The organism is Escherichia sp. KTE172, assembly GCF_000408845.1.
Taxonomy (GTDB): domain Bacteria; phylum Pseudomonadota; class Gammaproteobacteria; order Enterobacterales; family Enterobacteriaceae; genus Escherichia; species Escherichia coli.
Genome location: NZ_KE137316.1, coordinates 3,038,135 through 3,050,432, shown reverse-complemented (window position 1 = coordinate 3,050,432; position 12,298 = coordinate 3,038,135). Strand labels below are relative to the sequence as shown.

Below are 12,298 nucleotides of genomic sequence, written 5' to 3'. Positions count from 1 at the left end.
TGCTTCGCAAGACGCCTTGCTTTTCACTTTCTATCAGACAATCTGTGTGAGCACTTCAAAGAACGCTTCTTTAAGGTAAGGAGGTGATCCAACCGCAGGTTCCCCTACGGTTACCTTGTTACGACTTCACCCCAGTCATGAATCACAAAGTGGTAAGCGCCCTCCCGAAGGTTAAGCTACCTACTTCTTTTGCAACCCACTCCCATGGTGTGACGGGCGGTGTGTACAAGGCCCGGGAACGTATTCACCGTGGCATTCTGATCCACGATTACTAGCGATTCCGACTTCATGGAGTCGAGTTGCAGACTCCAATCCGGACTACGACGCACTTTATGAGGTCCGCTTGCTCTCGCGAGGTCGCTTCTCTTTGTATGCGCCATTGTAGCACGTGTGTAGCCCTGGTCGTAAGGGCCATGATGACTTGACGTCATCCCCACCTTCCTCCAGTTTATCACTGGCAGTCTCCTTTGAGTTCCCGGCCGGACCGCTGGCAACAAAGGATAAGGGTTGCGCTCGTTGCGGGACTTAACCCAACATTTCACAACACGAGCTGACGACAGCCATGCAGCACCTGTCTCACAGTTCCCGAAGGCACCAATCCATCTCTGGAAAGTTCTGTGGATGTCAAGACCAGGTAAGGTTCTTCGCGTTGCATCGAATTAAACCACATGCTCCACCGCTTGTGCGGGCCCCCGTCAATTCATTTGAGTTTTAACCTTGCGGCCGTACTCCCCAGGCGGTCGACTTAACGCGTTAGCTCCGGAAGCCACGCCTCAAGGGCACAACCTCCAAGTCGACATCGTTTACGGCGTGGACTACCAGGGTATCTAATCCTGTTTGCTCCCCACGCTTTCGCACCTGAGCGTCAGTCTTCGTCCAGGGGGCCGCCTTCGCCACCGGTATTCCTCCAGATCTCTACGCATTTCACCGCTACACCTGGAATTCTACCCCCCTCTACGAGACTCAAGCTTGCCAGTATCAGATGCAGTTCCCAGGTTGAGCCCGGGGATTTCACATCTGACTTAACAAACCGCCTGCGTGCGCTTTACGCCCAGTAATTCCGATTAACGCTTGCACCCTCCGTATTACCGCGGCTGCTGGCACGGAGTTAGCCGGTGCTTCTTCTGCGGGTAACGTCAATGAGTAAAGGTATTAACTTTACTCCCTTCCTCCCCGCTGAAAGTACTTTACAACCCGAAGGCCTTCTTCATACACGCGGCATGGCTGCATCAGGCTTGCGCCCATTGTGCAATATTCCCCACTGCTGCCTCCCGTAGGAGTCTGGACCGTGTCTCAGTTCCAGTGTGGCTGGTCATCCTCTCAGACCAGCTAGGGATCGTCGCCTAGGTGAGCCGTTACCCCACCTACTAGCTAATCCCATCTGGGCACATCCGATGGCAAGAGGCCCGAAGGTCCCCCTCTTTGGTCTTGCGACGTTATGCGGTATTAGCTACCGTTTCCAGTAGTTATCCCCCTCCATCAGGCAGTTTCCCAGACATTACTCACCCGTCCGCCACTCGTCAGCGAAACAGCAAGCTGTTTCCTGTTACCGTTCGACTTGCATGTGTTAGGCCTGCCGCCAGCGTTCAATCTGAGCCATGATCAAACTCTTCAATTTAAAAGTTTGATGCTCAAAGAATTAAACTTCGTAATGAATTACGTGTTCACTCTTGAGACTTGGTATTCATTTTTCGTCTTGCGACGTTAAGAATCCGTATCTTCGAGTGCCCACACAGATTGTCTGATAAATTGTTAAAGAGCAGTGCCGCTTCGCTTTTTCTCAGCAGCGCGGGGTGTGCATAATACGCTTTCCCGCTACAGAGTCAAGCATTTATTTTTGCTTTCTCTGCCGAAGTTCTCAGGAGAACCCCTCTGACCCGGCGGCGTGTTTGCCGTTGTTCCGTGTCAGTGGTGGCGCATTATAGGGAGTTATTCCGGCCTGACAAGAGGAAATTTAAAATAATTTTCTGACCGCGCATTTTTTCAGCAAAAGCCCCGTTAATGTGCCATAAAACAAGCAATTTGCCGTTTTTGCAACCGTAATCACACTTCCTGGTGGCATACTAAGGAGGAATAAAAAGAAAAAGGAAGATTAGTAATGCCTTTAAGCGCACAACAGTTAGCTGCACAGAAAAACCTTTCGTATGTTCTGGCTGAGAAGCTGGCGCAACGCATCTTAAAAGGTGAATATGAACCCGGCACCATTTTGCCTGGTGAGATTGAGCTGGGCGAGCAATTTGGAGTGAGTCGTACAGCGGTACGCGAAGCGGTCAAAACGTTAACGGCAAAAGGGATGGTTTTACCGCGACCGCGAATTGGTACCCGGGTCATGCCACAATCAAACTGGAATTTTCTTGATCAGGAATTGCTTACCTGGTGGATGACAGAAGAGAACTTTCATCAGGTCATCGATCACTTTCTGGTTATGCGTATCTGTCTGGAGCCGCAAGCTTGCCTACTGGCTGCAACGGTTGGCACCGCGGAACAGAAGGCGCATCTCAATACGTTAATGGCCGAAATGGTGGCATTAAAAGAGAACTTTCGCCGTGAACGCTGGATTGAGGTCGATATGGCTTGGCATGAGCATATCTATGAAATGAGCGCCAATCCGTTTTTGACCTCATTCGCCTCGCTATTCCATTCGGTTTATCACACTTACTTCACGTCAATTACCAGCGACACAGTGATAAAGCTGGATCTGCACCAGGCGATTGTCGATGCGATTGTCCAAAGCGATGGCGACGCGGCATTTAAAGCTTGTCAGGCGCTGCTACGCTCACCTGATAAGTGACAACCCGATAACAGGACATTGAATGAGCGATAAAAAGAAGCGCAGTATGGCGGGTTTGCCGTGGATCGCGGCGATGGCCTTCTTCATGCAGGCACTTGATGCCACTATTCTGAATACCGCCTTACCCGCAATCGCTCATAGCCTTAATCGTTCTCCTCTCGCGATGCAATCAGCCATCATCAGTTATACGCTGACGGTGGCGATGCTTATTCCGGTAAGCGGATGGCTAGCCGATCGCTTCGGTACGCGTCGCATATTTACCCTTGCCGTGAGTCTGTTCACGTTGGGTTCTCTGGCCTGCGCACTTTCTAACTCGCTACCACAGCTGGTTGTCTTCCGGGTTATTCAGGGGATAGGCGGCGCAATGATGATGCCTGTTGCTCGGCTGGCCTTACTGCGCGCTTATCCTCGTAATGAGCTTCTTCCTGTATTGAATTTTGTCGCCATGCCGGGTCTGGTGGGGCCAATTTTAGGCCCCGTTCTTGGCGGCGTGCTGGTCACCTGGGCAACCTGGCACTGGATATTTTTAATCAATATCCCCATAGGTATTGCGGGCCTTCTTTACGCGCGCAAACATATGCCCAATTTCACCACCGCACGACGCAGATTCGATATCACTGGCTTTTTGCTGTTTGGCCTTAGCCTTGTTCTCTTCTCAAGCGGAATAGAGCTATTCGGGGAAAAGATTGTCGCCAGTTGGATTGCCTTGACGGTAATTGTCACCAGCATCGGGTTACTGCTTCTCTATATTCTCCATGCACGACGCACGCCAAACCCATTAATTTCATTAGATTTATTTAAAACCCGCACTTTCTCGATCGGTATCGTAGGCAATATTGCAACCCGTCTGGGGACCGGCTGTGTACCGTTCCTTATGCCATTGATGTTACAGGTAGGATTTGGTTATCAGGCGTTTATTGCCGGCTGTATGATGGCACCGACAGCGTTAGGTTCCATTATTGCAAAATCGATGGTTACCCAAGTCTTACGTCGTCTGGGCTATCGCCATACGTTAGTGGGGATCACGGTGATTATTGGGCTAATGATCGCTCAGTTCTCTTTGCAATCACCAGCAATGGCGATATGGATGCTGATCTTGCCGTTGTTTATATTAGGGATGGCTATGTCGACGCAATTTACCGCAATGAATACCATCACACTTGCCGATCTGACCGATGACAACGCCAGCAGCGGTAACAGTGTTCTGGCGGTCACGCAGCAACTGTCTATCAGTTTAGGCGTTGCTGTAAGTGCGGCCGTTCTTCGCGTTTATGAAGGGATGGAAGGTACAACGACTGTCGAACAATTCCACTATACGTTTATCACAATGGGCATTATTACTGTTGCTTCAGCAGCAATGTTCATGCTTCTGAAAACAACCGATGGTAATAATTTGATCAAAAGACAGCGTAAATCTAAGCCGAACCGCGTTCCATCAGAATCGGAGTAAGTTGTAATCGTTGTTGCTGAAGAGTTGGCTGGGTTATCCGATGGATGAGTACATCAATCGCCAGCTCCCCCAGTTCATCTTTCGGTTGATGGATAGTGGTTAATGGTGGCGTCATAAAGCTTGCCAGTTCGATATCGTCATAGCCAATCACCGCGATATCCTGCGGAACCTGTAACTCTGCCTGATACAGCGCCTGGTAAACACCAACAGCCATAGCGTCATTTCCGGTAAAGACGGCCTGAGGACGCAGCGGATGTGATAACAGTTGGCGCATAGCGTCAAACCCGCCGTTAAATTCAAAATCACCAGTGACTTCATAGCCATCAGGAATGTTGAGACCCGCACGTTTCATCGCCGCCCGATAACCTTCCAACCGCAGGCGCGCCGGAGTTTTATCCAGCGGGCCGGTAATACAGGCGATACGGGTATGACCTTTATCGATCAGATATTGCGTTGCTAAGTCTCCGCCCAGCAACGAGTTATCCTGAATAAGATCGCTGTCGCCATCGAACGGTGCCCAGTCCATCATCACGGTAGGCACTGTCGGATAACGTTGCATGATTTCACGCGAAGGCTGATGCGTTTCGGTGCACAGTAACAGCAAGCCATCAACGCGTTTTTGCATCAGCGTTTCCAGATTGCGATTCATCCGCTGTTCATCGCCTTCGGTATTGCAAAGGACAAGACTATAACCGCGTTCGAAGCAGCTGCGTTCAACGCCACGCACCAGTTCAGAATAGAAAGGATTGGTACTGGCAGTGATCAACATGCCAATGGTATGTGTTTGATTGAGTTTGAGGCTACGCGCCAGAGCTGATGGCGCGTAATTGAGTTCTTTAATCGCCGCTTCAACTTTGGCGGTAATCGCTTCACTGACGAAGCGATCTTTATTGATAACGTGAGAAACTGTTGAGGTAGAAACGCCCGCCAGGCGGGCAACATCTTTCATTGTAGCCAAGCGTCACCTCTGCCTGTCTAAAAATGCGTCGATCTCTTCACGCCACGGTACGGAAGGTTGTGCGCCTTTACGTGTTACGGCAATCGCAGCGGCAGCATGAGCAAACCGAATCGCCTCTGGCAATGGTTTTTCTTCCAGCAACGCCGTGATTAACGCGCCGTTAAAGGTATCTCCGGCAGCAATGGTATCGACAGCCTGCACCCGGAATCCAGGAACGCGCTGACCTTCACCATTCACGCTAGCCCATACACCACGACTTCCTAAAGTAATCAGTACAGTACGGATACCTTTTTCATGCAGTACCTGCGCTGCCTTCGCTGCATCTTCATCATTTTCAACACGAATACCGGTGAGCTTTTCTGCTTCCGTTTCGTTTGGCGTAATAATGTCCACCAGTGCCAGCAGTTCGTCAGGAAGTTCGCGAGCCGGAGCCGGGTTAAGCGCAACGATAGTCTTATTTTGATGGGCGATTTTCGCCGCTGCCATCACACTTTCGAGTGGTGATTCCAGCTGCATTAATAATGCTGACGTGTTGGCAATACGCTCACGTTGCGCTTCCACCAGCGCAGGGGAAAGGGCAGCATTAGCGCCGGCATGAATACCAATGACATTCTCACCTTCGCCATTAACAAAAATCAGCGCCACACCTGTTGATTCGCCTTTGATCACGCTGACCGGAGTAATATCGATGTTATCAGTGGCGAGCTGCTGGCGAACGCTCTCGCCAATACTGTCATCACCCGTACAGGCAATAAACGCGATATTCGCACCGCTACGCCCAGCAGCCACAGCCTGATTCGCGCCTTTGCCGCCAAATGCAACCTGATAGTGGTTACCGGTTACGGTTTCGCCTGGAGTAGGAAAAGATTGAAGATTAAGAATGTGGTCAGCATTAATGCTGCCAAGAACAACGAGGCTGCCTGCGTTTTGCATATTCGGGATGTCCATAAAATGCGCCACCGTGTTAGGGTGGCGCGTGCCCTGCTTTTCTTTATATTACACGTTCATCTGTCGATGACGTATTTATGTCACCATCAGGTCATACAACCTGATTAAAACTACTGCTTAACAACCAGTTTCAGATCAACCGGATACTTAGCCTGAACTTTCTCGCCTTTCAGCACTTTATCTGCGGTTTCGACGCCTTTCGCGCCAATCTGATCGGGTAGCTGAGCGATAGTCGCTGCTAGTTTGCCATCATTCACCGCTTTTTCGCCATCCGGTGTACCGTCAAATCCGACGACCATCACATCCGATTTACCGGCAGTTTGCAGTGCGCGCAGCGCGCCCAGCGCCATTTCATCATTCTGCGCGAATACAGCCTGAACATCCGGATGTGCGGTCAACAGGTTCTGCATTACGTTCAAACCTTTAGTGCGATCAAAATCTGCTGGCTGGCTGGCAAGAACATTAAACTTGTGGGCAGCAACAGCCTGCTGGAAGCCTTCGCCACGTTCACGGGCTGCGGATGTACCGGCAATGCCTTGCAGCTCGATAACTTTGGCACCTTCACCCGCTTTCTTCGCGATGTAATCACCGGCGATTTTGCCGCCCAGTACGTTATCAGAAGCAATGTGGCTCACCACTTCACCTTTCGTTGCCTGGCGGTCAAGAGTGATAACCGGGATGTTCGCCTGGTTAGCCATCTTCACAGCATTACCCACTGCGTCGGAGTCGGTCGGGTTAATCAGCAGAATTTTTGTACCGCGAACGGTTAAGTCCTGCACGTTCGCCAGCTCTTTCGCCGGGTTGTTCTGGGAGTCCAGCACCACCAGGTTATAGCCAAGTTTATCCGCCTCTTTCTGCGCGCCATCTTTCAGCGATACAAAGAACGGGTTGTTAAGCGTGGAGACCACCAGCGCGATGGTGTCTTTTGCCATCGCATTCGCACTGACGGTGGCGCTTAGCGCAACAGCGGAAACCAGGGTAGCCAGTTTTTTCATGTTCATATTCAAGATGTCCTGTAGTCGTTATTACTGCTTTTTGTTGTCTACCAGCACCGCCAGCAAAATCACCACCGCTTTGACGATCATCTGGTAATAGGAGGAAACACCTAACAAATTCAATCCATTATTAAGGAAGCCAAGAATTAATGCGCCGATCAACGTCCCAACAATGCGACCTTTTCCGCCCGCCAGACTCGTACCGCCCAGAACCACCGCAGCAATAGCATCCAGCTCATAGCCAGTCCCCGCCGTAGGTTGTGCGGAGGAGAGACGCGCCACTTCAATGATCCCGGCCAGCGATGCCAGCAGACCACAAAGAGAATAGACGATGATTTTGATTTTATTGACGTTGATACCAGAAAGGCGCGTTGCCGCTTCGTTGCCGCCCAGCGCGTAGATGTAACGCCCCAGACGCGTGTGATGCAGCATGTACCAGGCCGCGAGGAACACAATCCCCATGATCCAGACTGGCGTCGGTACGCCCAGCGGACGACCAATACCAAACCAGCCAAACAGATCGGCGTTCTCAGTAAAGCCGGTATTCACTGGGCTACCGTTGGTATAAACCATGGTCACGCCGCGCAGTAAAAGCATCATAACCAGCGTAGCGATAAACGCCTGGACGCGACCTTTCGCTACAATCACCCCGGTTACCGCACCAATTGCGGCACCTAACGCGAGAGCAGCAGCAACAGCCACCAGCGCATTGACTTCAATGCCAACGATAGATGCAGCAACTGCGCCGGTCAGCGCCAACAGAGAACCTACCGACAAGTCGATGCCCGACGTCAGGATCACCAGCGTCATCCCGACTGCCATAATGGCGTTCACCGAGGTTTGCTGGAGAATATTGAATAAGTTATTGATGGTGAAAAAGTTCGGACTTAACGTCGAGACAATCGCGATCAGCACCAGCAGAGCGATAAGCGATTTCTGCTCCATCAGCCACGCTTTCGTGAAATAACGGCGACCAGAGACAGTCTGGGTTGTCATTTTTTTACTCCTGATTCACGCGATTAAGCTTGCCCACAGCGGCAGCCATTAACACTTCCTGGGTGGCCTGCTCACGAGTAAATTCCCCGCTGAGATGCCCTTCATGCATGACGATGATGCGATCGCTCATGCCTAATACTTCTGGCATCTCCGATGACACCAGAATGATGCTCAAGCCATCGGCTTTGAACTGGTTAATCAGTTGATAGATCTCTTTTTTCGCGCCGACATCTACGCCACGGGTAGGCTCATCGAGGATCAACACTTTGGGGCGTGTCATCAGACCACGGGCAATCGCCACTTTTTGCTGATTGCCACCGGAAAGCAGACCAATTGCCTGTTCCATCGACGGCGTTTTCACATTAAACAGACGAATGAAATCACTTACTGCCTGCTGTTCATCGGCATGCTTCAAACTGCCGCCAGCGCGGCTGAAGTAGCGCAGCGCGGTCAGCGACATATTCTCTTTTACTGACATGCCCAGCACTAAACCGTCACGTTTACGGTCTTCGGAGATATACACAATGCCGTTTGCCAGGCCATCCTGCGGTGAACGGGTAACAACTTCATGCCCATCCAGGGTGACGTAACCGCTGGTGCGCGGCAGTGCGCCGTAGAGCACTTTCATCAGTTCGGTACGACCTGCGCCCATCAAACCAGAGACGCCAAGAATTTCGCCTTTGCGTAAAGTAAAAGAGACATCGTTAACGCCAGGTCCGCAGAGATTATCGACTTTCAGGCGAATATCTCCTGGCGCTTTGTCCAGGTGCGGATATTGATCTTCCAGCTTGCGGCCCACCATCATCTCAATCAGCGAATCTTCGGTCAGTGATGCTACTTCACGCTCAGCAATAAATTGCCCATCACGAAAAACGGTAACGTCATCGCAAATCTCGAAGATTTCTTTCATGCGGTGGGAAATATAGACAATACCGCGGCCTTGCGATTTCAGCTCGCGGATGACGCGGAACAAGGATTCGGTTTCGGTATCGGTCAGCGCATCGGTCGGTTCATCCATAATGATGGCTTTCGACTCAAAGCTCAGCACTTTGGCAATTTCAACCATTTGCTGGTCACCGATGGAAAGATCGCCCACCAGCTTGTCGCTTTTAAAGCGCAGGTTAAGTTTAGCCAGCAATTTATCCGCTTCGGCATACATGGTTTTCCAGTCAATTTTGCCAAAGCGATTAACAAACTCACGACCGAGGAAAATGTTTTCGGCAATGGTCAACTGCGGGATCAGGTTCAGTTCCTGATGGATAATCCCAATCCCGGCTTCCTGGGAAGATTTCGGCCCGGTAAACGTCGTTTCTTTCCCCAGCCATAAAAGCGTACCGGCATCGCGAGTATAGATACCCGTAAGCACTTTCATCATGGTGGATTTACCCGCACCGTTTTCGCCCACCAGCGCCATCACGCGGCCAGGATAGACATTTAACGCTGCACCCGAGAGGGCTTTTACGCCCGGGAAGGCTTTATCGATGCCTTTAAGCTGAAGTAATGCTTCCATGACGGCCTCAGAACGTCACGCCAGCACAGAGAATGATATTCGCATACGGAGAACATTCTCCGCTGCGAATTACCGCCTGACTTTCTGCGGTTTGTTGTTTGAATTGTTCATGCGTGGTGTAACGAATTTCAATGGTATTTCCCTGGTGTTTTTGCAGCTGCTCAAGGTGAGTGAGCAACGTTTCGTGGAGTTGCGGATTATGTTGTTTGATCTCTTCCGCGATAATGGCTGCCTCGACCTGCATTTCATTTGTGACGACGCCCAGCACCTGCATAAAAGAAGGTACACCCTGGGTTAATGCCATATCGATACGCGTTGTACTTTTGGGGATGGGTAAACCAGCATCACACACCACCAGCGTATCGGTATGTCCCAGACGGGAGATCACCGATGAAATATCAGAATTAAGAACGGTGCCTTTTTTCATTTTTTTCTCCATCAGCGAAACGTTTCGCTGACCCGCAGTTTAATCCTGACTGAGTTGGGAAAACCATCGTGACGTTACGGAAATGTGATCAACCTCGAAACGTTTTACATGGTGATTAACCATGAAAACAAAAACGCCCCCTTATGGAGAAAGGAGGCGTCTGGCGTTAGATTTCGACCTGAGTACCCAGTTCGATAACCCTGTTTGGCGGGATTTCAAATTGATCCGGCGCACGCAGCGCATTACGTTGCAACAGCAAGTACAGCTTACCGCGCAGACGCAAATACCACGGGCGTTTGCCGAGGATCAACGACTCATGCGACATAAAGAAGGAGGTTTCCATCATCCGGCAACTTAATCCTTCCAGACCGCAGCGGTGGAATACTTCTTCCACGTTTGGCGTTTCTCGCCAACCATAACTTGCCACCACGCGCCAGAACGTGGGCGACAGTTGTTCAATCTGTACCCGACGGACGTTATGGACATATGGCGCATCTTCGGTGCGCAGAGTTAACAGAATCACCCGCTCATGCAATACCTTGTTATGTTTAAGGTTATGCATCAGCGCAAAGGGAATGACGTTGATTGCACGTGACATATACACCGCGGTCCCAGGCACGCGAACGGGCGGTGATTTCTCCAGCGAAGCAATCATCGCCTCCAGAGAGTTGCCATGTTCATGCATCCGCCGCAGCAAGCGGAAACGCTCGCTCTTCCAGGTGGTCATCACGATAAACATCACCGTACCGAGGCTCAATGGCAACCAGCCGCCGGAGAGCAGTTTATCGAGGTTAGCGGTGAACAATGGAATATCGACACAAAGGAAAGCAATCAGGATCAGCGCAACAAAATACTTATTCCAGTGCCAGTTCTGACGTGCCACGGTAGTCGAGAGAATAGACGTCAGCACCATGGTTCCGGTCACCGCAATCCCGTACGCCGCCGCCAGGTTGCTGGAGTGCTCAAAGCTGACAATCACAATCACGACCGCGACATAGAGCATCCAGTTCACAAACGGAATATAGATTTGCCCTGACTCCATTTCGGAGGTGTGAATAATGCGCATCGGCGACAAATATCCCAGACGTACCGCCTGACGCGTCAATGAGAAGACGCCAGAGATAACCGCCTGCGAGGCAATTACCGTCGCCAGTGCGGCGATGATCAGCAGCGGGATCAGCGCCCAGTCCGGTGCCAACAGGAAGAACGGGTTCTTAATTGCTTCCGGGTTCTTTAACAACAGAGCGCCCTGACCGAAGTAATTAAGAGTTAAGGAAGGTAATACGACGGTGAACCACGCCAGGCGAATAGGGAACTTACCAAAGTGCCCCATATCAGCATACAGAGCCTCGACCCCCGTAATCGACAGCACCACTGCCCCTAATGCAATAAAAGAAACCGTTTTGTATTCAAGGAAGAAATGCACCGCCCACATCGGATTCAGCGCATGCAGCACTTCCGGGTTAGCAATAATGCTACGTAACCCCAGTCCTGCCAGAATCAAAAACCAGGTCAGCATGATCGGCGCAAACAGCTTACCGACCATAGCCGTGCCATGTTTTTGAATCATAAATAATAAAGTGAGAACGATAATTGAGAGGGGAACTATCCAGGTATCCAGCTGCGGGGCGACGATTTCCAGACCTTCAATGGCTGACATCACCGAAATAGCGGGTGTTATGACGACTTCACCATAGAAAAAGCTGCCGCCGATTAGCCCCATAATCACCAGCATTGATGTGGTTCGCGCCGACGTATTACGCCCAGCAAGCGACATCAACGTCAGGATCCCCCCTTCACCGGCGTTATCTGCCCGCATCACGAAGGTGAGATATTTAATGGAAACCACAAAGATTAGCAGCCAGAAGATCAGCGATAAAAAGCCAAACACGGCATCGCGTTCAACGCCAAAACCAAACTGGCCGGACAAACATTCACGAAGTGTATATAACGGGCTGGTACCAATATCGCCGTAGACAACTCCAATCGCCGCGAGGGTAATCGCGGGCAATGATTGCTTATTATCAGTGCTCATAGACTAGTCTTTCGTTGAAATATGAAATGTGTGCTTAGTCCCTTGGCCCACAAAAAAGCGCACAGTATGCACGATTAACGGCAAAATCGTACTCCTAAATGCGGCCACATTAACCTGGCTCAAAGAAAAATACCCCCCCTTTGAGACTATTTTAGCCACCAGCAAGAAACGTCTATACTCGCAATTTA

9 protein-coding genes and 1 rRNA gene are annotated in these 12,298 nt (G+C 50.7%); 2 read left to right on the top strand and 8 right to left on the bottom strand.

The window, feature by feature from the left end; genetic code table 11:
- Window positions 1-76: 76 nt before the first annotated feature.
- Window positions 77-1,618, bottom strand: a 16S ribosomal RNA gene (locus tag G434_RS09445).
- Window positions 1,619-2,098: 480 nt separating this feature from the next.
- Between G434_RS09445 and G434_RS09450 the strand changes: the two genes are divergently transcribed.
- Together G434_RS09450 and mdtD are read left to right on the top strand one after the other, a co-directional pair.
- Window positions 2,099-2,791 (top strand): FadR/GntR family transcriptional regulator, encoded by a 693-nt coding sequence (locus tag G434_RS09450; protein ID WP_001131178.1) that lies wholly within the window; start codon window positions 2,099-2,101, stop codon window positions 2,789-2,791.
- 22 nt (window positions 2,792-2,813) lie between these two features.
- Window positions 2,814-4,241: a multidrug transporter subunit MdtD gene (mdtD, locus tag G434_RS09455; protein ID WP_001280852.1), complete on the top strand. Its 1,428-nt coding sequence runs from the start codon at window positions 2,814-2,816 to the stop codon at window positions 4,239-4,241.
- On the opposite strand, the gene rbsR is transcribed toward mdtD, so the two are convergent.
- From rbsR to kup, 7 genes are all read right to left on the bottom strand, one after another.
- Window positions 4,207-5,199: a ribose operon transcriptional repressor RbsR gene (gene rbsR / locus G434_RS09460; protein ID WP_000224470.1), complete on the bottom strand. Its 993-nt coding sequence runs from the start codon at window positions 5,197-5,199 to the stop codon at window positions 4,207-4,209. The two genes, mdtD and rbsR, sit on opposite strands and share 35 nt — an antisense overlap.
- 3 nt (window positions 5,200-5,202) lie before the next feature.
- On the bottom strand, window positions 5,203-6,132 hold the full coding sequence (gene rbsK, locus G434_RS09465) for a ribokinase (RefSeq protein WP_001309865.1): 930 nt from the start codon (window positions 6,130-6,132) through the stop codon (window positions 5,203-5,205).
- 125 nt (window positions 6,133-6,257) lie between these two features.
- Window positions 6,258-7,148, bottom strand: coding sequence for a ribose ABC transporter substrate-binding protein RbsB (gene rbsB, locus G434_RS09470; RefSeq protein WP_001056273.1), 891 nt, complete (start codon window positions 7,146-7,148; stop codon window positions 6,258-6,260).
- A 24-nt stretch (window positions 7,149-7,172) separates the two neighbouring features.
- Window positions 7,173-8,138: a ribose ABC transporter permease gene (gene rbsC, locus G434_RS09475; protein WP_000211858.1), complete on the bottom strand. Its 966-nt coding sequence runs from the start codon at window positions 8,136-8,138 to the stop codon at window positions 7,173-7,175.
- 4 nt (window positions 8,139-8,142) lie between these two features.
- Window positions 8,143-9,648 carry a ribose ABC transporter ATP-binding protein RbsA gene (gene rbsA, locus G434_RS09480; RefSeq protein WP_000387761.1) on the bottom strand — a complete coding sequence of 502 codons (1,506 nt, stop codon included), beginning with the start codon at window positions 9,646-9,648 and terminating at the stop codon, window positions 8,143-8,145.
- 7 nt (window positions 9,649-9,655) lie between these two features.
- Complete coding sequence (rbsD, locus tag G434_RS09485) at window positions 9,656-10,075, bottom strand: D-ribose pyranase (RefSeq protein WP_000715936.1); 420 nt, start codon at window positions 10,073-10,075, stop codon at window positions 9,656-9,658.
- Between the two features lie 166 nt (window positions 10,076-10,241).
- Complete coding sequence (kup, locus tag G434_RS09490) at window positions 10,242-12,110, bottom strand: low affinity potassium transporter Kup (protein ID WP_000102319.1); 1,869 nt, start codon at window positions 12,108-12,110, stop codon at window positions 10,242-10,244.
- Window positions 12,111-12,298 lie beyond the last annotated feature (188 nt).